Below are 21,597 nucleotides of genomic sequence, written 5' to 3'. Positions count from 1 at the left end.
GTTGCAAGAAAACCAATGAGGGTGTCTTGCCGGCCGACAGTATGCTCTGTTAGCCTGCACGCATTGTCACCGGTGTCATCGCCAAGTAACAAGGCATATCCGGTGTCACCGAATCGGGTTGGCCAATCGCAGGGTTGGCACGTCGGCCATACCCGGGCGCCGTGAGCCTATGGCCGAGATCAGCGGGTTTTAGGGCGATTTGGAAAGGAATGGGGGTTTCATCATGTCGAAGTCAGGTCGACACGGATCGATTCGCGTCGCGGTTCGGACCGTTCTGGGAGTGGCGGCGCTGTCCGCCAGCACTGTCGCACTTTCACAACAGGCAGCGCCTCAGCAGGAAGGGGCACTTGAAGAGGTCATTGTCACGGGCTTCAAGGAGAGCTTGAGCCTGGCGCTGGATCAGAAGCGCGCTGCAGTCGGCGCGGTCGATGCCATCGTCGCGGAGGACATTGCCGATTTCCCCGATCTGAACCTCGCTGAATCCATTCAGCGCGTGCCTGGCGTGTCCATCGCGCGCGATGCGGGTGAAGGTCGAAACATCAGCGTGCGCGGCCTGGGTCCGCAGTTCACCCGTGTACGAATCAACGGCATGGAAGCGATGAGCGCGAACGGCGGCACCGATGCTGCCGGCGGCACCAATCGCGACCGCTCGTTCGACTTCAATACATTCGCGTCCGAGTTGTTCAACTCGATCACGATTCGCAAGACCTCGGCGGCGGAAGTGGAAGAAGGCTCGCTGGGCGCGACCGTCGATCTGCGTTCCGGCCGGCCGTTCGACTATGACGGCCTCACTATCGTCACCAGCGCGCAGGCCGGTTACAACGACATCAACGAAGATGTCGATCCGCGCGGCGCGTTCCTCATCAGCAATACATTTGCAGACGGACGTTTCGGCGCGTTGCTGTCGGTCGCGTACAGCGAGCGCAAGCTGCTGGACGAAGGCTCGAGCACGGTGCGTTGGCAGAACGCGCTCAACGCGGACGGCACGACCAACGCCGGCGCGAGCTTCGCGGCTACCTCGAGCGCGCCGGGCTTGACCCTGGCACAGCTCAATTCCGCCTTCCGTCCGCGCATTCCTCGCTACGATATTTATCAGCACGATCAGGATCGTCTCGGTATCACCAGCTCGCTGCAGTGGGCGCCGACCGACCGGACCACGATCAGCCTGGATGCTCTGTACGCCAAGTTCAAAGCCGAGCGCAACGAAATCTTCCTGGAGGCCCCGGGCTTCAGCGGTAACAATGCCAACAGCAACGTCATCGGCGTGACGGATGCGGTGATCGACAACACCAACACGATCGTCTACGGCGTGTTCAACAACGTCGACATTCGCTCCGAAGCGCGTCATGACGAGCTCGAGACCGACTTCACTCACCTGACCCTCGAAGGCACGCACGAGTTCAACGATCGTCTGCGCGTGAAAGGCCTGGTCGGTTATTCGGAAGCCGAGCACGACAATCCGATTCAGACCACGCTGCTGTTCGACGCCAACGACATCAACGGCTACAGCTACGATTTCCGAGGCAACAGCCGACTGCCGGTGATCTCTTACGGCAGCGCCGACGTGACCAATCCGGCGACCTGGCGTCTGTCGCAGATTCGGTTGCGTCCGCAGACTTCGGAGAACACCTTCAAGACGGTGTCGTTCGATGTGGCTTGGGACGTGACTGACATCATCACGTTGAAGGCCGGCCCGCAGTACAAGAAATTCGAGTTCGAGACGAGCGCCTTGCAACGGACCAACGGCACGACGTCGACTCAGGAAGGCAACGTGACCGGTCTGCCCACGACGGCGGTCGGTCCTTACAGCGCGCTGGCGCGCATCAGCGGCAACTTGAATGTTCCCAATGGCACGCCGAGGACCTGGCTCATTCCGAACATCGATGCCGCCGCCGCGCAGCTCGGCATCTATGACCGTTCGCTGTTCCCGCTCGGTATCGAGCCGGTGCTGGGTAGCAACTACAGCGTCGATGAAGAGGACACCGGCGGCTACGTGCAGGCCGACTTCAAGACGTTCCTGTTCGATCGCCCGTTGCGCGCCAATGTCGGCTTGCGCTACGTGGAGACCAAGCAAACATCGTCGGGTTATACCTTCACCTCCGGCGCGCCGCTGTTGACGACGGTCGAGCGGACCTACGACGACACGTTGCCGTCGTTGAACGTGGCGTTCGATGTGACGGATCAGTTCGTGATTCGTGCGTCGGCCGCGAAAGTGATGGTGCGCCCGAACGGCGGTGGCGGCACGACCGGCCTGGGCATTCTGACTCCGGGCGCGCAGGTGGGCATCACCGGTGCCAATAAGACGGTGACGGCCGGTAATCCGCAGCTGGATCCGTATCGCGCCAAGGCGTACGACCTGTCGTTCGAGTGGTACTTCGCCGAGGACTCGCTGGTGTCGTTGGCGCTGTTCCAGAAGGACATCGACAGCTTCGTGCAGATCATCCGCAGCACCGGCGACTTCTCGACCAACACGCTCGGCTTGCCGAACAGCGTCGCGATCGCCGCTTGCGGCGCGTCCATTCCGGATCCGGCCACGTGTCTGGCCGGCTGGCAGTTCTCGCAGCCGACCAACACCGAAGGCGGCGACCTGAAGGGCTTCGAGATCAGCTATCAACAGCCGTTCTCGTTCCTGCCGGGCTTCTTCAGCCACTTCGGCTTGATCCTGAACTACACCGGCGTCGAGTCGGAGATCGAGTATCTGTCGGCGACCGGCGCGGTCGCGGCCAAGGACGATCTCACCGGTCTGTCGAAGTCGGCCTATAACGCGACGCTGTACTGGGAAAACGAGCGGTTCAGCGCCCGCGTGTCGGCGGCCTATCGCGACGACTATCTGACCACGGTGCCGGGCCGTAACCTCAACGACGTGGAAGGCACGATCGAGACGTTGAGCGTCGACGCCTCGTCGACCTTCACCGTGAACGATCACCTCGACCTGACGCTCGAGGCGCTCAATCTCACTGACGAGTTCCAGGACCAGTACGTGGATTCGAACGGCGACCGCCTGTCGTATTACCACCATCAGGGTCGTCAGTATCTGCTGGGCGCGCGTTACAAGTTCTAACGCCATCGCTTGAAAACAAGTCCGGCGGCGGGCCTCGCCGCCGGACAAACTCCGTCTGGTGATGCGCCGACGTTTGTTTCGGTCGCGAGTTGTTACCGATATCATTCGTTTTCCTGGACGGAGGTGACATGACAGACATCAGTCGACGCGGGCTGTTGGGCTCGGCCATTCTGGGCGCGGCGGCCGGGGCGCTTCCCGACACCTCACACAGCGCCACTCCGTGCGAGGAGAAAACGCCGTCGAAGACCTGGCGGCGAGGCATCGAAGGACAACGACAGGCCGATCTCGGCGACGGCACCTTTCTGAATCCCATCGTGCCGGGCGATCACGCCGATCCGACCGTGCTCAAGGACGGCGACGATTACTACATGACGTTCTCGTCGTTCGATGCCTATCCAGGCATCGTGATCTGGCATTCGCGCGACCTGGTGAACTGGCAGCCGATCGTGGCCGCGCTCACCAAACCGATCGGCTCGGTGTGGGCCTGCGAGCTCATCAAGCACAACAACCGTTATTACATTTACATCCCGGCGCGCTGGCCGGATCGCAAATCGACGTATGCGATTCACGCCGATAACATCCGCGGGCCGTGGAGCGATCCCATCGATCTGAATCTGCCGAGTCACATCGATCCCGGCCACGCCGTCGGCGAGGATGGCAAGCGCTATTTATTTCTAAGCGGCGGCGATCGGGTGCGACTGACTGACGACGGTTTGCAGACCGACGGTCCGGTCGAGCACGTGTACGATCCGTGGCATTACCCCGAAGACTGGGTCGTCGAGGGCTTCTCCCCGGAAGGCCCGAAGGTCATGCGCCATGGCCAATATTTCTACATGATCACTGCGGTAGGCGGCACGGCCGGTCCGCCGACCGGGCACATGGTGATCGTTGCGCGCTCCAAATCCATTCACGGTCCTTGGGAAAACGATCCCGCCAATCCCATCGTTCGCACTTACTCGGCCAAAGAAAAGTGGTGGTCACGCGGCCACGCCACGTTGGTCGAAGGGCCCGCGGGCGATTGGTGGATGGTTTATCACGGCTACGAGAATGGTTTCTGGACGCTCGGTCGTCAGACGCTGCTTGATCCAATCGAGTGGACCAAGGACGGTTGGTTCCGCGCGAAGGGTGGCGATCTGTCGCAGCCGATTGCGAAGCCGGGCAAAGGCAAGCCCTTACCGAATGGCATGCCGCTGTCGGATGACTTCTCCAGCAATCGCTTCGGGGTGCTGTGGGGCTTCTACAATCCAGGGCCGGACGAAATGTCTCGCGTACAGTATCAGCCGAAGGCGCTGCGCGTTACGGGAAAGGGCTCGCAGCCGAACGATTGCTCGCCGCTGTCTTTCATCGCACCCGACACAGCGTATCGAGTGGCCGTGGACATCGAGCTCGAAGGCGAGGCGCAGGCCGGGCTGCTGTTGTTCTATAACAAGCGTCTGTACTGTGGACTGGGATTCGATACTCGCGGTCTGACCATGCATCGCTATGGGCTGGAGCGTCGTCACAAGCTGCCGCCGGGCGTGGAGCGACGCTTACACCTGCAGATAGAGAACGATCGTCACATCGTGACCATCCGCTATAGCCTCGACGGCAAGCAGTGGAAGAAGTTCGACGTGCAGATGGAAGTCTCGGGCTATCACCACAACGTGGCTTATGATTTCCTCAGTCTGCGACCGGCGCTGTATGTGGCAGGGCAGGGCGCGGCGGTGTTTCGTGACATGCGTTACCAGGCGCTGGAGGATTCCGCGAGGTCATGATTTCGAAGAACAAGGTGCGCCGTGGCGCGATGGGCTTATTCGGGTGGCTGGCGCTGATGGCATCGGTCGAAGCGGCCGAGCCGCCCGCGCAACCTTTGTATCCTGGCGATATTCCCGGTGCCATCGCGGCGCCGGATGAGGAGTCGGTGCGCGATCCGAAGGAACCGTGGCCGTTCATTCTGAACACTTCTCGCCCGACGATCACGGCGTATCGACCGGCGAAGCAGGATCCGAAGCGAGCGGCGGTCGTCATCCTGCCGGGCGGCGGCTACCGTGGCACGTCGATTCTCAAAGAAGGTTACGACGTGGCGCGGGCTTTCAATGACATGGGCGTCACGGCGTTTGTCGTGAAGTATCGAACGCCCAGCGATAAACATATGAAGGACAAGCGCGTCGGGCCGCTGCAGGATGCGCAGCAAGCGGTCGCGTCGGTGCGGCGTGATGCGGCGAAGTGGCAGATCGATCCGAAACGTATCGGCGTGATCGGGTTCTCCGCGGGTGGGCACTTGGCGGCTACGACGGGAACGATGTTTGGTACTCCCGTGCTGTCTCAGTGGCAAAGTGCCGATGTGCGTCCGGATTTTTTGATGTTGATCTATCCGGTCATCACATTTGCTGAGCCGACGTTGCACAAGGGCTCGCGGGATCAGCTGTTGGGCGTGCCGGCGTCGCCAGACGATGTGAAGCGGTTTTCTGCTGAGCTCGCCGTGACTCGCGACACGCCACCGACATTCCTTATTCACGCGGCGGACGATCAGACGGTGCCGGTGGCGAACAGCATTCTGTTCTTCCAAGCCTTGCAGGCGCAGAAGATTCCGGCGCAGCTCATGATTTATCCGACGGGTGGTCACGGTTACGGACTCAACAATGCCACCACCGGCGATCGATGGATCGAGCGGTGTCGGCAATGGTTGCAGAGTCAGGGTTGGATTTCGTGAGAGCGGGCGCTCTGGCTACGCGCTCACTCAAGACCTTGCGATGAAAGCTGGGCGTATGGCCATGAGGCTGCGATGGACGCTGGACGCTCGGCCACTGAGGTTGCGATGAAAGATCACGCGTCGATCTCTCGTCGCGAGCTGCTCGGTAGCTCGCTGTTGCTGGCTGGCAGTTTAAGCCTGCCGTCGATTGTTCACGCTGACGGCGGTGGCAAGAGCAGCATCCTGCAAACCCGCGCCGGCAAAGTCGCCGGCGTCAAAGCGCAAGGCGTGCATGTCTTCAAGGGCGTTCCCTACGGTGCAGACACTCGGAACACTCGCTTCCTGCCGCCACAACCTCCCGTCGCTTGGAAGAAAACGCGCGACGCGTTGAGCTTCGGCCCCTCTTGTCCGCAGCCCGGCTCACGCGAGCAAATGAGTGAGGACTGTCTGGTCCTCAACGTCTGGACGCCGGCGTTGAAAGACGGCGGCAAGCGGCCGGTGATGGTTTATTTCCATGGGGGCGAGTTCAGCAGCGGCTCAGGATCGAGCCCGCTGTACGATGGCACGCGGCTGTGTTATCGCGGCGATGTCGTCGTGGTTACCGTCAATCATCGCCTGAATGTGTTCGGTCATTTGTATCTTGGGCGGCTCGCGGGGCCGCAGTACGCCTCGTCGGGCAACGTCGGCATTCTCGATCTGGTGCGAGCACTCGCTTGGGTGCGCGATCACGCCGAGGCGATCGGCGGCGATCCGCAGCGGGTCATGGTGTTCGGGCAGTCCGGGGGTGGTGCGAAGATCGCGACCCTGATGGCGATGCCGGTCGCGAAAGGTTCGTTCCATCGAGCGGCGACCATGAGCGGTCAGCAGATCACCGCTGCCGGCCCTCGCGGGGCGACTCAGCGTGCGCGGAGCATTCTGGAAACATTGAAGCTCACGGATGTCTCAAAGTTGAATGACGTGCCGACCGCCGACCTGGTCGCCGCGACTCGCGCCAACGATCCAACGATGGTCGGGCGGAGTCTCTATTTCGGTCCGGTGCTCGATCAGTCCGTGTTGCCGCGCCACCCGTTCTACCCCGACGCTCCGCCGTTGGCGGCGGGCATTCCCATGATCATCGGCAATACGCTCGATGAGACGCGCGCATTCCTGGGCAATGAGCCGGGCGTGCACGAACTGACTTGGGAAGAACTGCCTGAGCGTCTGTTGCCGCAGCTACTCGTCGATATTCAACCCGAGTACGTCATCGCTGAGTATCGGAAGCTATATCCGAAATACTCGCCGACGGAAGTGTTCTTCGCTGCGACCACGGCGGGACGGTCGTGGCGCGGCGCTGTTATAGAAGCGGAACTACGCGCTGCGCAGGGTTCGCCGGCGTATGCGTATCAATTGAACTATCGCTCGCCGCTCGAGAATGGACGCTTCGGCGCGATGCACGGCATGGATATCCCACTGGTGTTCGACAACATCGCCCAACCCGGCTCACCGTCCGGCAAAGATGCGGACGCGCAGAAGACGGCGGATCAGATGAGCGAGGCGTTCATCGCGTTTGCACGCACGGGCAATCCGGCGAACGCGAAGATCCCGGAATGGAAGCCGTACGAGCTACCGACGCGCGCGACCATGGTATTCGATGTGAGTTCGCAGCTGGTGAACGATCCTCGTAGCGAGGAGCGAAAGCTGTTTGCTCAGGTGCCCTACATCCAGCGCGGCACGTATTGACCGCGTTGTCGGAGGCGCCGGTGGTCCGCGTCGCCTGGAGTGTCCTAGCTCTTCCCGGCACCGCGCACCCGCCTGCGCACGCTTCGCTTCCGCTGTCGCGGGCGCCCTACTTGCACGTCCCTGTGGCGCTGCTACGGCAGGTCCTTGCTGTCCGAAGCTGCCGGGAAGAGCTAGGACACTCCCGACGCCGCCGATACGTCACAGCGCCGTTGCGCGCAACTCTTCTCCGACCCGATGTATCTATTTTTTCTGTCGCGGCGTCATATACCGCAGGTCCCAATCCTTCTCGTCGAACTTCTGCCGCGTTTCTTTGTAAGCCGGATAGCCGCCGACTTGATCTTCGCTATCGATGATTTCGCCACGGCCTTCAATCGTGTCCGCGACGATGCGCGCATCGACCGGATCGCGATCCCACGGCCGCGCGCCAGCTTCACGAATCACCGCATCTTGGACTTCAGCCGCAGCGATCGGCTGAACGCCGAACGGCAGCGCCGGCTTGGCCATCGGAATGAGCTTTGCCGACGAATTGGTGTAGCGACCGAACTTCGGCAGTTCCTGCCCGGTCCAGTCCACCGCGATGTTGTCGGCTTCGTAATATTCCAAATCGCCCGAGCCGCCGAGCATGAACAGCGGCAGATGCGCCGGTGTCGATGGACCGCCGCGCAGGACATTGCCGATCAGGGCGAGTTGGCCGGTCTGGTACGGCTGGCCGCGCCATTCTTCAGCGATCAAGTTGTAGTGAACGGCGCGCGGGCCGGGGTTATAGATCAGATTGTTGATCACCATGCCGTGCACGCCACCTTTGAACAGCGGGTTGCGCTCGTGGTTGTGCGCATACAGGTTGTTGATGATCAGAATGTCACTGGCGTTGTCATGAATCAGCGAGCCCTTGGAGTGCTCGCCCTTGGCATGAGTAGAGTGACGCAAGCCTTCGGCAATGATGTTGTTGCTGAAGGTGATGCTGTGAGAAGTGCCCTTGCGCCACTCTTCGACCGTCTTGCCCGTGAAGCGCGGCCCCGAGGCCGAGAGATTTTCATCGACCGCCCAGGTCATCGAGCAATGATCGACGATGACGTTGTAAGCACCGATCGTCGAGAAGGCGTCGGGCTCCCAGCCTCTGCGCGGTTCCGAGCCGGCGGAGCCGGTGCGCACGCGGATGTGCTGAAGGATGACGTCATGGGTGAGCACATCGATGCCGGTGCGGATCAAGGTGATGCCGGGCGACGGCGCCGTCTGCCCCGCGATCGTGAGGAACGGCTCCTTGATTTTGATCTCATGCTTCTGCATGTCGATTACACCGCCGACTTCGAACACGACGATGCGGGGCCCCTTGGTTTCCAGGGCTTCGAGCAACGAGCCGGGGCCGGTGGCATCGAGCGTGGTGACGCGAACGATCTTTCCGCCCCGACCGCCCGGCGTCTGTGCCGCGGCACCCTGCGCCCCCGGAAAAGCCAGCAAATTGTCAGCGGCGGCGAGCGAAGTGGCTGCTGTTAACAATAAGAGCAGCGAGCCCAGTCTGGCGCGCAGTGACGACGCATCGATCGGCATGAGACCCCCTGAAAGGACTTGGTATCGGGCGCGGTAGATTGTAAATGACACCGGTTTCCTCTATACAGTGTTTCGACGGATCGCGGGGGTGTCCAGCCGCCGCTATCGGGAAATTTAATGTTTGCACGGGAGAATACTGCGACATGAGTAGCGCGGTGTTGCATGGGACGCCGGATGGCGCCGAATTGATTGCTGAACAGTTTGTCCGGGCACGTTTGGCGGGACAGTCCTTACCGCAATATCCGGGCACGTTGCCCGCGACGCTGGCCGAGGCCTATCGTTGCCAGGAGCTCGCGATCGAGCGCTTCCCGGACCGCATCGTCGGTTGGAAAGTGGCGCGCATCGGCTCGGCCTTCGCTCAGCAATTTCCCGAAGAACGCCTGGTCGGTCCGGTGTTCGAGCGCAATCTGCACACCGCCCGCGTCGGGCAGGTGGTCGACTTCCCCGTGATCGAAGGCGGTTTCGGCGCGGTTGAAGCAGAGATCGTGTTGCGTGTGAATGAAGATGCGCCGGCGGCCAAGACGGTCTGGAGCATCGATGAAGCCGCCGAGATGGTGCGGAGTTTTCATCTGGGCGTGGAAACCGCGGTGAGTCCGCTCGCGACCCTGAACGATCTGGGGCCCGGCGCCGTTATTTCCGATTTTGGAAACAACTGGGGCGTGATCGTGGGCGCGAGCATCGGCGAATGGCGCTCCGTCGATGAGATCGTTGCACTCACCTTCATCGAAGATGGCTTCGTCGGCCGCGGTACTGCATTTATTCGACAGGGCGCGCTCGGTGCACTGGCGTTCGCGTTAGGAAAATGCGCGCAGCGCGGTCGCCCACTGCGTGCAGGCGATTTCATTTCCACAGGTGCGATTACCGGCGTGCACGACATTCGCGCAGGTCAGCAGTCACGCCTCGTGTTTGAAGGCTGCGGCGAGGTTGAGTGCCGCGCCGTTCGTGCTGGTCCGTATCTGTCGGGCGCCCCGCGCTAAATGCCTGTCAGAGCCTCGCCGAGTTGAGCGGGGCTTTCGACTGAGGACAGTCGCGCATAAGCCTTCTCGAGTGCCGCACGGAATGTCGCGTTCTGTGCCAGCTCGGCGCTGAAGACCTTCTCCAGCCCGAGGAATACACCGACGTCGTGAGCTGCATCGCCGTTGCAACGCTTGGCCAAATCAGTGAGCTGAGCCGCGAGCGGGTCCATGATCTGTCGCTCGTTGCGAACCATCCAACGAATGAAATGAAACCAGGCGGCGAGCGGCACGCACAGACGCGCGATTGAGCGACCGGCGGCCAGGTTCTCCGCGATCGTCGGCAGAATTCGGAACGGCAGCTTCTGCGAGCCGTCCCACGCGATCTGCGACAGCAAATGACGGATGGTTGGATTGCGGAACCGGCGCAACACCGCTTCGATGTATTGATCCAGATCGAGCCCCTTCGGCGCGGCGAGGCCCGAGCGAATGTCCTCGATCATCATCTGACGAACGAACGTTGCGAGCGCCTTGTCGCCCATGGCCGAGGAGACAGTTTCGTAACCGGCGAGGCTGCCCGTGTACGCCAGCGTCGAGTGCGCGCCATTCAGCAGACGCAGCTTGGCGCGTTCAAAACCTGCAACGTCGTCAGTGACCGTGACGCCGACCGACGCCCAGTCCGGTTGCGGGCCGCGGAGTTTGTTCTCGATGACCCACTGGCTGAAGAACTCACGCTGCACGGGCCACAGATCTTCGACACCGAGCGCTTCTTTCACGCGAGCGCGAAGCGCGTCGTCAGTCGCAGGCGTGATGCTGTCTACCATCGTGCACGGAAAGGTCACTTCCTTCTCGACCCAAGCGGCCAGACCCGGATCGCTCGAGCGAACGAACTCCAACACGGCGCGTCGCAGGCGATGGCCGTTGTCCGCGAGATTGTCGCAGCTGATGGCGTTGAACGGCTCGAGCCCGCGGTCATGACGGATGCGCAAGGCGCGAGCGAGGAAGCCCACGAACGTCTTCGGCGCGTCGGGATGTTTCAAGTCGTGAGCGATATCCGGATGTGAGAAGTCCAGTCCGCCTTCTTTGTTCAGGCAATAACCCTTCTCCGTGATGGTCGCGCTGACGATGTACGTCGTCGGAGCAACCATCCGTTCCAGCACGGCGCCTGGCGATTCCGGCGCCACCAGCACTTCTTTCACCGAGCCGACGACGCGGAACGAAGACTGCTCGTCGAGAATGGCGATGGTGTAGAGACCTGCCTGTGGTTGGAGTGCGTCGCGCACGCCGGTGCTGTGCAAAGACACCTCGCAAATGCCCCAGCGCGGATCGGTGTGCAAGGCATCGTCGATGTAACAAGCCTGATGCACGCGATGAAACGCGCCCGGCCCGAAATGAACGATGCCGATGCTGACGGCGTTGCGGTCGTACGTGGGAATTTTCAGATCGCGGCTGCCGAGAACCGCGATGGATGCGAGCGATAAGGTCACAGAGTCACACCATCTTTCCAAATTGCAATTTCACGCTGCTCGTTCAGCTCGTTGCGCGCGGGCTGCCCGGACGCGGTGGCGACGATCAGCTGCAGGAATTCATCGGTCACAGTTTCGGGATCGGCGGCGGTCAACGCCTTGCCGGCGTCGAAGTCGATCCAATGCGATTTGTGGGCGGCGAGCGCGGAGTTCGAGCTGATCTTCAGTGTCGGCACAGGGAAGCCCAGCGGAGTACCGCGGCCCGTCGTGAACAATAAGATAGTCGCGCCGGCTGCGACCAGTGCCGTCGATGAAACACCGTCGTTGCCCGGTGCTTCGAGCAGCGTCAGTCCCGGCTTGGTGGTGCGCTCACCGTAGCGAAGCACTTGAGTCACCGTGGCATGGCCGCCTTTCTGCACGGCGCCGAGCGATTTCTCTTCGAGCGTCGTGATGCCGCCGGCCTTATTGCCGGGGGACGGATTCTCGTGCACCGGCTGGTTGTTCCGCAGGAAATATTCCTTGAAGTCATTCACGACATGCACGATGCCGTCGAACACCTCGCGACTCGCGGCCCGTTTCATCAACAACTGTTCGGCGCCGAAGATTTCAGGAATCTCCGTGAGCACCGCGGTGCCGCCCGCTTCGGTGACGCGATCGGCAATACGGCCGACGAGAGGATTCGCGGTGATGCCGCTGAAGCCATCGGACCCGCCGCATTTCAAGCCGACGACCAGATCGTCGAGACCGCACGGTACGCGCTGATCTTTCTCGGCGAGTTGCACGAGATCTTCAACCGCCTGCAAGCCTGCTTCCGTTTCGTCTTCGGTCGCTTGAGCTGCGAAGTAACGAATGCGCTCGCGCTCTGCGTCCGGAATTTCGGTGAGCAACTTCGACAGCTGATTCGATTCGCAACCGAGCCCCAGGATCAACACGCCGCCCGCATTAGGGTGGCGCGCGAGTCCGGCGATCAAGCGTCGCGTGCGATCGAGATCGCCCCCGAGTTGTGAGCAACCGAATTGATGAGGGAAGGCCACGACGTTGTCGACGCGACCTGAATATTTCTGCGCAGCGAGCCGCGCGATGCGTTCAGCTGTGCGGCCCACACAACCTACGGTGCACAGAATCCAGATCTCATTGCGCGTGCCGACCTTGCCGTTGGCGCGGCGATAGCCAAGGAACGAGCCTTCGCTCGCTGACTTAGTCACGTTCGCTGCGGCCGACCCGCCAAACTCATATTCATCCGTGCCGCTCAACAATGTTTCCAGATTATGTGAGTGCACGTGCTCGCCGACGGCGATGTCGGCCGTGGCCCGGCCGATCGGCCAGCCGTACTTGCGAACCGCTTGTCCCGCGGAGACGGGGCGGATGGCCAGCTTATGTCCACGAGGAATCGGCGCCGTGACCCGCACCGAGCGATCGCCAACGGCAATCGTTTCTTCTGCGGCCAGGTCTCGTAAGGCAACGGCGACGTCGTCTTCTGTCGAGACTCGATAGACAGCGGGTGAGACAGAATGGGGGGCGTTCATGGTCTGCATGATGGCACTGATCGATGAAATCGGGAAACCGGTGTCAGCCGGCGTCGGGTTCTGCTACCGTTACTGCGCCCCAGGCTGGACGCAGGGTATTCTGACGCCGCCCGACTTACAGCAGGTTATCTCGTCGATGGCGAAAAAATCGGCCAAAAAAACCACTCGTCAGCCGACTCCCCCGGCAGCCGCCCCGCGCGCGGTAGCTGAACCGCGGCCCGTGCCGGTCGCGGAGCCCGTCCCGGTGGTTCCGGCCACGTTCCGACGGGCCGGCGAGAAGAAGCACACCATCAACGACATCGCGCGACTGGCCAATGTCTCGAAGAAGACGGTCTCGCGGGTCATCAATGAGTCGCCGTTCGTTCGTGAAGAAACGCGAACGCGCATTGCCGAGATCATTCGAAGCACCGGCTTCACGCCCGATCCTCAGGCCCGCGGCCTGGCATTTCGCCGTTCGTACCTGATCGGTTTGGTCTACGACAACCCGAACGCGCCTTATGTGATCAATGTGCAGGAAGGCGCGCTGGGCGCCTTGCGCCGGGTCGGCTATGAGTTGGTGGTGCATCCCTGCGATCGCAACAGCCCGGAATTCCTGGGCGATATTCGTCAGCTGGTGAGTCGCCAGAAGCTCGACGGCATGATCATTCTGCCGCCGGTTTCGGAGAACAATGCGCTGGCGGATGTGCTCAGAGACATCAGTTGTCCGTATATCCGCATTCTGTCGGCCGCGCTGGACGAGCCGCAGAACCTGGTGCAGTCCATGGACCGCCAGTCCGCCGCTGAAGTGGCGGAGCATCTGGCGAAGCTGGGACACACGCGCATTGCCATGATCATCGGCCCGCCGACCTATCGTTCCTCGCAGGAACGCCTCGAAGGATTCTCCAATGCGCTCGCCGATCGCGGCCTGACGTTGTCGCCGGACTACATTGCAGAAGGCGCGTACACCTTCGAATCGGGCGCCGCTTGCGCCGAAATGCTGTTATCGCGCTCGCCCCGACCCACCGCGATCTTCGCCGGTAACGACGAAACTGCGGCGGGTGTCTATCGCACGGCGTATCTTCGCGGACTGCGGATTCCGCACGATCTTACGATCATCGGCTTCGACGACAGTCCGCTCGCCTCCCGGCTTTGTCCCTCATTGACCACCATGAGACAACCGATCCGGGACATGGGGCGGCTGGCGGCGGAGAAGCTCATTTCAAAGATTTCGCGCACCGAAGGACCGTCGGCCGCGGCCACCACGGTTTTTCCGCATTTGGTGGTGCGCGAGTCCTCAGGCCGCCCGGCGAACTAGGGCCTAGAACCGTCACGGGATGGGTTGCGTCCATCCAATGAATGTTCACGAGTCGGGCACCGGCGCGGGAATTTTGCGCACGGTTCAGGTTTCCAGGGGTAGAGATTACTGGCGGTGGACCATGACACCGGTTACCATTTACTTCACTGGACCTGCCCGCAACGGCAGACGACATCAGCCATGAGCACACCTTTACACCTGCACGAAGATCGCTTGTTTCCGGCCGATCCGGCCGTTCGACAGATTGCGCGCCGTCTGTACGCGGAAGTCCGGGATCTGCCCATCGTCAGCCCGCACGGGCACACCGATCCGCAATGGTTCGCGGGCAATGCGCCGTTCGGCAATGCCACCGAGCTGTTGCTGGCGCCGGATCATTATTTGTTTCGTATGTTGTACAGCCAGGGCCTGGACCTGAACGAGCTCGGCGTCGGGTCGCGACGCGGGCCGTCGAGCGCCAATCCGCGTGAGGCGTGGCGCAAGTTCGCGGCGCATTTTTATTTGTTCAACGGCACGCCGTCGTGGCTGTGGCTGAACTATGTGTTTGCGAAGGTGTTCGGTCTCACGGTGCGACTGGAGCCCTCGACCGCCGATCATTATTTCGACGTCATCGGCGAGAAGCTTGCGCAGGATGCCTTCCGTCCACGCGCACTGTTCGAACGTTTCAACATCGAAGTGATTGCGACTACCGAGTCGCCAGTGGACACGCTCGAGCATCATCACAAGATCCAGAGCAGCGGCTGGAAGGGCCGTGTCGTTACGGCATATCGCCCCGACGCGGTCATCGATCCCGACCACGAGCAGTTCAAGGACGCGCTGAAGCGTTTCGCTGAGCTGACGGGTGAAGATGTTTATTCGTGGCAGGGTTATCTCAACGCGCATCGCAAGCGTCGTGCGGATTTCATGAAGGCCGGCGCGACGTCGACCGATCATGGCCATCCGACCGCTGCAACGGCAGACCTGAGCGACGCCGACGCGCAACGTTTGTTTGAGAAAGTCACCAAGGGCGCGTTCACGCCGGCCGACGCCGAGCTGTTCCGCGCGGCCATGCTGGTCGAGATGGCGAAGATGAGCGTGGACGATGGCCTGGTGATGCAGATTCACCCGGGCGCGTTCCGCAATCACAATCGCTGGTTGTTTGATACTCTCGGTCGAGACAAGGGCGCGGACATTCCCGAGAAGACCGAATACGTGCAGGCACTGCGGCCGTTGCTGGATCGTTTCGGTAACAGCAAGACGCTCAGCATCATTCTGTTTACGCTGGATGAGACGGTCTACAGCCGCGAGCTCGCGCCGCTGGCCGGTCATTATCCGGCGCTGAAGCTCGGGCCCTCCTGGTGGTTCCATGACAGTCCGGAAGGCATGTTGCGCTTCCGTGAGTACACCACCGAGACCGCGGGTTTCTATAACACCGTCGGCTTCAACGACGACACGCGCGCGTTCCTGTCGATCCCGGCTCGCCACGATCTGGCGCGGCGTGTCGATTGCGTTTATCTGTCGCGCCTGGTCGCCGAGCATCGCATCGATGAAGATGCCGCCGCCCAGGTGGTTCGCGATCTCGCCTATCGGCTGCCCAAACAAGCTTACAAGCTCTGACTGCGCACTCTCGCAGGGGAATCCAAGTGTTCAAGAAAACGTATCACGCCACGCATCCGGACATGATGGCCGGGGCCACCACCGAGCAGCTGCGCGAGCGCTATCTGGTGCAGGATCTGTTCAAAGAGAATCAGATCGCGCTGAACTACACGCACTACGAGCGCTTCGTCGTCGGCGGCGTCATGGCGGCGGGTCAGGCGGTGAAGCTGCCGGAGCAGACCGAGCCGGCGTCGGCGAAGGGCAAGCCGTTCCTGGAGCGTCGCGAGCTGGGCGTCGTCAACATCGGCAAGACCGCCGGCAAAGTGACGCTCGATGGCACCGTTTATAACCTCTCACCCAAAGACGGCTTGTATGTTCCGATGGGCACGAAGGATGTGACGTTCGAAGCGGCCAAGGCCGGCGAGAGCGCCAAGTTCTATCTCGCTTCGACGCCGGCGCATGCGCGCTTCGAGGCTGTGCACATCTCGATCGACAAGGCCGTGCCGCTGGAGCGCGGCGCGTTGGAAACATCGAACGAGCGCACCATCTATCAGTACATCGTGCCGGCCACCTGCAAGTCTTCGCAGCTGCTGTTGGGCATGACGCTGCTGAAGAACGGCAGCGTGTGGAACACCATGCCGCCGCATCTGCACGACCGCCGCTCGGAGATTTATTTCTATTTCGATCTGGAAGGCGAGCAGCAGCGTGTGATGCACTTCATGGGCGAGCCGGATGAGATGCGTAGCATCGTCATCGGCAACGAAGAGGCCGTCATGTCGCCGCCGTGGTCCATTCACATGGGCGCGGGCACCCGCAACTACAGCTTCATCTGGGCCATGGGTGGCGAGAACCTGGATTACACCGACATGAACGTCCTCGATATTTGCCAGCTGAAATAACATGAGCCAACCCGCTTCGTTTTCGCTCGCTGGCAAAGTGGCGCTGGTGACCGGCGCCAACACCGGTCTGGGGCAAGGTATTGCCGTGGCGCTGGCGCAAGCCGGCGCGGACATCGTCGGCATCGCCCGCTCCAGCACGGTCGACACTGAAAGAGGTGTCGTCGCCGCCGGTCGTAAGTTTCATTCGCTGTACGCCGATCTGGAGCGCAGCCATGAGGCGCATCAGGTCGTGGCTCGAGCTGTGGATGCGGCGGGGCGCGTCGATATCCTGATCAATAACGCGGGCATCATTCGACGGAACGATGCGCTGGTGTTTACGGAGCAGGATTGGGATGCGGCGTTGAATGTGAATTTGAAGACGCCGTTCTTTCTTGCGCAGGCGGTGGCGCAGCACATGGTGGAGGCGGGGCGCGGCGGGAAGATCATCAACATCGCGTCGATGCTGTCGTTTCAGGGTGGCATCCGCACGGCTTCGTATACGGCGAGTAAGAGTGGACTCGCGGGTGTGACTCGATTGTTAGCTAACGAGTGGGCTTCGTACGGCATCAACGTGAATGCGATCGCGCCCGGCTACTTCGAGACCAACAACACGACGGCCCTCCGCGCCGATGAGCAACGTAACAAGGACATCTTGAATCGCATCCCGGCCGGGCGATGGGGCAGGCCCTCCGACCTGGGTGGCGCCGCCGTGTTTCTCGCCTCGGCCGCGTCGGACTATGTCCACGGCACGATCATCCCCGTCGACGGCGGGTGGCTCGCCCGCTAACGCGCGCTCCTCGTCTCGCTAACGCTCGCCGAGCTTCCGATCCGGTTTTGCAGGGGAAGACATGCGCGGCGAGCCGCGACCCGTCCGCCAGCGTTAGGGGAAACCCTTAACCGGGCGCCATCGCGCGCCACAACACACTTTCGCGGCGCGGATTTCTTCAGACTCCGGCACTTGCGGCCCGAGGTTGGTCGCTTATGTCACTCATCCAAACTCGCAAGCTGGCCAAAACCCCTAGTTCATGTCTGTCGCCGACCGCAGCCCTGTCATCGACGCGTCCGTCGCGCTCGATGCCGCCGTTCACGGGATCGCTATTGCGACCCGCAATGGCGTGCAGGTCGGGCTAGCGTACGTCAACGCGGCGTTCTGCCGGCTGACGGGGTACGAGAGCGACGAGATTCTGCACGGTGGTTTGCAGTTGCTCGCCGGCTCGAGCAATGAGTCGCCGATGTATCAGCATCTGCGTGAGGCCATCGTTTCCGGTGAGGACTTCACCGCCGAATGGCTTATTCACGGCCAGGGCGGTCGCCTGTTATGGACTCGCGTAAGCACGCGCGCGGCTGACTCGAAACAAGTCGTCATCACGCTCGAAGACATCACCGATTACAAACGCGCTCGCGAATCGTTGCGTGCCAGCGAGTCGCGGCTCGAGTTGGCGATGGAGGCGAGCGAGCTGTCCATGTGGGACTGGAACGTCGAGCAGGACCAGGTCTCATACAACGATCAGTGGCGCATTTCACTCGGCATCGATCCCAGTGAACTGGTGAAGCGCCAGGAGCTGAGCGAGCGTTTGATGCTGCCGGCCGACGACAGCGGTGTGCTCGAGAAATTCGAGCGTCACTTTCACGGCGGCTCGCCGTACTTCCAATCCGAATATCGACTGACCTCGCACGACGGCACTCACAAGTGGTTCATGGCGCACGCCAAGGTGGTGCGGCGGGACGCGGCCGGCAAGGCGCTGCGGGTCATCGGTGTGCTTCAGGACATCTCACGTAGCAAACAGGATCAACGCACGGCGCTCGAGGTCGAGCAGCGTTGGGAGCGCGCCATTCGTGGCACGCTGGACGGCTTGTATGAGTGGGATCTGCTGACCGGCCATGTGTGGTACGCCAGCCGGTTCCGGGACATCATCGGCTGTGCCGATGTGAATTTCGCCAACACGTTTCAAGCGTTCCAGAACGTGCTGCATGCGGAGGATCGCGTGGCGGTGTTGAGCAAAATCCGCGCGCATCTGGAGAATCAAAGCCGGCTCGACACGCGGTGTCGCGTCGTGACGCGCAAAGGAAACATTGTCTGGTGTCGTTTGCGGGGCGAAGCGGAGCGCGATGCGTCGGGGCGCCCGACGCGACTGGCCGGCTCGCTCAGTGATATCAGTGCGCAGATCGATGCCGAAAAGGCGCTGAGTCGCAGCCAGGATTTCTACGGCACGGTGCTGGACTCGTTGCCGCTGTTCGTTGCGTACGCGGATCGCGATGAGCGCATCCTCTACGCGAACCGGGTGTTTCAACAGTTCTTTGCGGTGCCGTTGGCCGACTCTCGCGGACGCGTGATCAAAGATGTGATTGGCGACCGTCGTTATGGAGCAATCGGTCCGTACGTGCGCGAAGCGCTGCAAGGCAAGACGCTCGAAGGGCAAGGTCGTTATCGGGATGCGAGCGGCAAGCAGATCGATCTGGAAGCCGCGTTCATTCCTCACTACGACGACAACGGTGAGTTGCAAGGCTGCTTCGTCGCGGCTCGTGACATTACAGAGAAACGTTTGCTTGAAGCGGAGTTGCGACAGAGTCAGAAGATGGAAGCGGTGGGGCGCCTCACCGGCGGCATCGCGCATGACTTCAACAATCTGCTCTCGGTGATCGTCGGCAACATGCAGCTGCTGACCCGTTCGTTACAACAGACGCCGCGTTTGTTACGACAGGCAGAGACCGCGCTCAACGCGGCCATGCGCGGCGGTGAGTTGATCAAACGATTGCTCGCATTCGCGCGTCAGCAGGTGCTCGAGCCGAGAAATGTCGATTTGAATGCCTTGATCGGCGGCATGTACGAATTGCTGCGTCGCTCTTTGACAGGCGATATCGAGATTCAGAGTCAGCTGGCCGCGGATACGTGGTTTACGCGAGCCGATCCCGGGCAGCTGGAGAACGCCGTGCTCAATCTGGTGATCAATGCGCGAGATGCGATGCCGGGCGGCGGCGTCATCACCATCGCGACTCGCAATGTGACTATCGGCGCGGACCGACAGCCGCGTGAAGATGGCCTGACGCCCGGAGAGTACGCGCTGGTGGAAGTTGCCGACACGGGCGCGGGCATGTCCAACGAGACGCTCAAGCGCGTGTTCGAGCCGTTCTTCACGACCAAAGAAGTGGGCAAAGGCAGCGGCCTGGGCCTGTCGATGGTCTATGGCTTCGTGAAACAGTCGGGCGGCCACGTGCATATCGCCAGTGCGCCCCAGCAGGGCACGAAGGTTCAGTTGTATTTTCCACGGTCGGAAGCGGGCGCGGATCAGATGACGCCCGTGGGCACCGTGCAAGAAGATTTGCCTCGCGGCCATGAAACTATCCTCGTGGTGGAGGACAATGCCGAGGTGCGGGGGACTACGGTTGAAATTCTTACCAGCCTCGGCTATCGAGTGCATGAGGCTGCCAACGGGCATCAGGCACTGGAGCGATTCATGCGACATCCGGACATCGCCCTGGTGTTCACCGACATCATGTTGCCCGGCGGCCTGCTCGGTCCGCAGCTGGTGGAAAAACTCACCGAGCGGCGCCCCGAGCTGAAAGTGCTGCTCACCTCGGGCTTCAGCGATAGCAGTCTGATGCACCGGAGCGTGCTCGATGGCAGCGTCGAGCTGCTGCCCAAGCCGTATCAATTAGAAGAGCTGGCGCGCCGCATGCGCGCTCTGCTGGATGGAAAAGAGGAGAACAAGCGTGTTCCGGCGTGAGAGGAATTTGTTACTGGCGGTCGATGACGAGGCGGACTTCCTGGAGCTGATCGAGCAGATCGGCAAAGGCGTCGGCTGCACCGTGATCACGGCCGACAGCGCGGCCAGCTTCCGCGAGCAGTTGTCGCAGCGGCAGCCCGCGTTGATCCTGCTCGATCTGCAAATGCCGGGCATGGATGGCATCGAGGCGCTGCGCTATCTGGCGCGCCAGAATGTGACTTCCGGAATCCTGCTGGCGAGCGGCATGGATCAGCGAGTGCTGGCGAGCGCGCGGCAGCTCGGCGAGTCGTTGGGATTGAAGATGCTCGGTACGTTGCAGAAGCCGGCGATGCTCGAAGACATCGAGACGCTGCTCGCCAAACATCTCGAGCCCAGCTCGCGCATTTCGGTCGAAGAGCTGCGGACGGCGATCGACGAGCACGAGCTCATCGTGCACTACCAGCCGAAAGTAGTGAGGGCGGCGAACGATTGGCACGTGCGCAGTGCCGAGGCGCTGGTGCGTTGGCGCCATCCTCGCTTGGGATTGTTATATCCGGGTGAGTTCCTGCCGCTGGCGGAACAGTCCGGTTTGATCGTCGATCTCACCGACTTCGTGCTCACCGATGCGATTCGTCAGATCGGTCACTGGGGCACGCGCGGTCTGGATCTCGGCGCGGCGGTGAACCTGTCGCCGCGACTGGTGCAGGATCTGGAATTCCCGGAGCGGTTGTCACGCGTGTTGCGTGAGTTCGAAGTGCGGCCGGAGCAGCTGACGTTGGAAGTGACAGAAGCGGCGTCGGTCGACGATCCGGAATTGGTGATGGATATTTTCACGCGCCTGCGCGTGAAGGGCGTCGGGCTGTCGCTGGACGACTTCGGTATCGGCACGTCGTCGTTGACGTTGCTCTACAAGATGCCGTTCAGCGAAGTGAAGATCGACGGCCTGCTGATCTCCGAGATCGCTCAGAGCAAGGCGGCGGCGACAGTGGTGCGCGCCATCGTCGAGCTGGCGCATAACCTGTCGCTCACAGCGTGCGCGGAAGGCATCGAGAACTCGCCGTCGTTCGAGTTCCTGGAGCAGTGTGGCTGCGACGCTCTGCAGGGCGATTTCATCGCGCCGTCGATGCCGGCGTCCGAGATCGAATCGTTCATCGACGTGTGGAACGGCGCGGATCACACGCTCGTCCCCGTCGTCCGCAAGTAAC

Annotated in this window: 14 protein-coding genes; 11 read left to right on the top strand and 3 right to left on the bottom strand. The window is 61.6% G+C overall.

The genetic code is table 11. The annotated features are described in order from the left end of the window. Positions 1 to 223 precede the first annotated feature (223 nt). The 4 genes from ACFPN2_RS12105 to ACFPN2_RS12090 all read left to right on the top strand — a co-directional run bounded on the left by ACFPN2_RS12105 (position 224) and on the right by ACFPN2_RS12090 (position 7,451). On the top strand, positions 224 to 3,061 hold the full coding sequence (locus tag ACFPN2_RS12105) for a TonB-dependent receptor (protein WP_380596858.1): 2,838 nt from the start codon (positions 224 to 226) through the stop codon (positions 3,059 to 3,061). A 128-nt stretch (positions 3,062 to 3,189) separates the two neighbouring features. Further along, complete coding sequence (locus tag ACFPN2_RS12100; protein ID WP_380596857.1) at positions 3,190 to 4,815, top strand: family 43 glycosylhydrolase; 1,626 nt, start codon at positions 3,190 to 3,192, stop codon at positions 4,813 to 4,815. After that, positions 4,812 to 5,753, top strand: coding sequence for an alpha/beta hydrolase (locus ACFPN2_RS12095; RefSeq protein ID WP_380596856.1), 942 nt, complete (start codon positions 4,812 to 4,814; stop codon positions 5,751 to 5,753). Before ACFPN2_RS12100 ends, ACFPN2_RS12095 begins: the two co-directional genes overlap by 4 nt. A gap of 72 nt (positions 5,754 to 5,825) precedes the next feature. Further along, positions 5,826 to 7,451 (top strand): carboxylesterase/lipase family protein, encoded by a 1,626-nt coding sequence (locus ACFPN2_RS12090; RefSeq protein ID WP_380596855.1) that lies wholly within the window; start codon positions 5,826 to 5,828, stop codon positions 7,449 to 7,451. A gap of 240 nt (positions 7,452 to 7,691) precedes the next feature. Here the strand turns inward: ACFPN2_RS12090 and ACFPN2_RS12085 are convergent, their stop codons facing one another. Next, positions 7,692 to 8,999 carry a pectate lyase family protein gene (locus ACFPN2_RS12085; RefSeq protein WP_380596854.1) on the bottom strand — a complete coding sequence of 436 codons (1,308 nt, stop codon included), beginning with the start codon at positions 8,997 to 8,999 and terminating at the stop codon, positions 7,692 to 7,694. Between the two features lie 143 nt (positions 9,000 to 9,142). On the opposite strand from ACFPN2_RS12085, the gene ACFPN2_RS12080 reads away from it, so the two are divergent. Continuing rightward, positions 9,143 to 9,976 (top strand): 2-keto-4-pentenoate hydratase, encoded by an 834-nt coding sequence (locus ACFPN2_RS12080; RefSeq protein ID WP_380596853.1) that lies wholly within the window; start codon positions 9,143 to 9,145, stop codon positions 9,974 to 9,976. On the opposite strand, the gene ACFPN2_RS12075 is transcribed toward ACFPN2_RS12080, so the two are convergent. Both ACFPN2_RS12075 and ACFPN2_RS12070 read right to left on the bottom strand, forming a co-directional pair. Further along, positions 9,973 to 11,439, bottom strand: a complete 1,467-nt coding sequence (locus ACFPN2_RS12075; protein WP_380596852.1) for a mannitol dehydrogenase family protein — start codon at positions 11,437 to 11,439, stop codon at positions 9,973 to 9,975. The genes ACFPN2_RS12080 and ACFPN2_RS12075 overlap by 4 nt on opposite strands. Continuing rightward, positions 11,436 to 12,944: a UxaA family hydrolase gene (locus ACFPN2_RS12070; RefSeq protein WP_380596851.1), complete on the bottom strand. Its 1,509-nt coding sequence runs from the start codon at positions 12,942 to 12,944 to the stop codon at positions 11,436 to 11,438. The genes ACFPN2_RS12075 and ACFPN2_RS12070 overlap by 4 nt, the downstream gene beginning before the upstream one ends. Before the next feature lie 244 nt (positions 12,945 to 13,188). Between ACFPN2_RS12070 and ACFPN2_RS12065 the strand changes: the two genes are divergently transcribed. The 6 genes from ACFPN2_RS12065 (at position 13,189) to ACFPN2_RS12040 (ending at position 21,596) form a co-directional block, all read left to right on the top strand. After that, positions 13,189 to 14,238 carry a LacI family DNA-binding transcriptional regulator gene (locus tag ACFPN2_RS12065; protein WP_380596850.1) on the top strand — a complete coding sequence of 350 codons (1,050 nt, stop codon included), beginning with the start codon at positions 13,189 to 13,191 and terminating at the stop codon, positions 14,236 to 14,238. 180 nt (positions 14,239 to 14,418) lie between these two features. Continuing rightward, the gene (gene uxaC / locus ACFPN2_RS12060; protein WP_380596849.1) at positions 14,419 to 15,831 is read left to right on the top strand and encodes a glucuronate isomerase; all 1,413 of its coding nucleotides are present in this window, start codon (positions 14,419 to 14,421) and stop codon (positions 15,829 to 15,831) included. A 26-nt stretch (positions 15,832 to 15,857) separates the two neighbouring features. After that, complete coding sequence (gene kduI / locus ACFPN2_RS12055; protein ID WP_380596848.1) at positions 15,858 to 16,709, top strand: 5-dehydro-4-deoxy-D-glucuronate isomerase; 852 nt, start codon at positions 15,858 to 15,860, stop codon at positions 16,707 to 16,709. Position 16,710: 1 nt separating this feature from the next. Then, positions 16,711 to 17,475, top strand: coding sequence for a 2-dehydro-3-deoxy-D-gluconate 5-dehydrogenase KduD (kduD, locus tag ACFPN2_RS12050; RefSeq protein ID WP_380596847.1), 765 nt, complete (start codon positions 16,711 to 16,713; stop codon positions 17,473 to 17,475). 238 nt (positions 17,476 to 17,713) lie between these two features. Beyond that, positions 17,714 to 20,413 carry a hybrid sensor histidine kinase/response regulator gene (locus ACFPN2_RS12045; RefSeq protein WP_380596846.1) on the top strand — a complete coding sequence of 900 codons (2,700 nt, stop codon included), beginning with the start codon at positions 17,714 to 17,716 and terminating at the stop codon, positions 20,411 to 20,413. After that, a complete protein-coding gene (locus tag ACFPN2_RS12040; RefSeq protein WP_380596845.1) occupies positions 20,400 to 21,596 on the top strand; it encodes an EAL domain-containing response regulator in 1,197 nt (398 codons plus the stop codon). The genes ACFPN2_RS12045 and ACFPN2_RS12040 overlap by 14 nt, the downstream gene beginning before the upstream one ends. The last annotated feature ends 1 nt before the right edge of the window (position 21,597 follow it).

This window comes from Steroidobacter flavus, assembly GCF_042651805.1.
Taxonomy (GTDB): domain Bacteria; phylum Pseudomonadota; class Gammaproteobacteria; order Steroidobacterales; family Steroidobacteraceae; genus Steroidobacter; species Steroidobacter flavus.
This window is presented reverse-complemented; position numbering and strand designations above follow the sequence as displayed.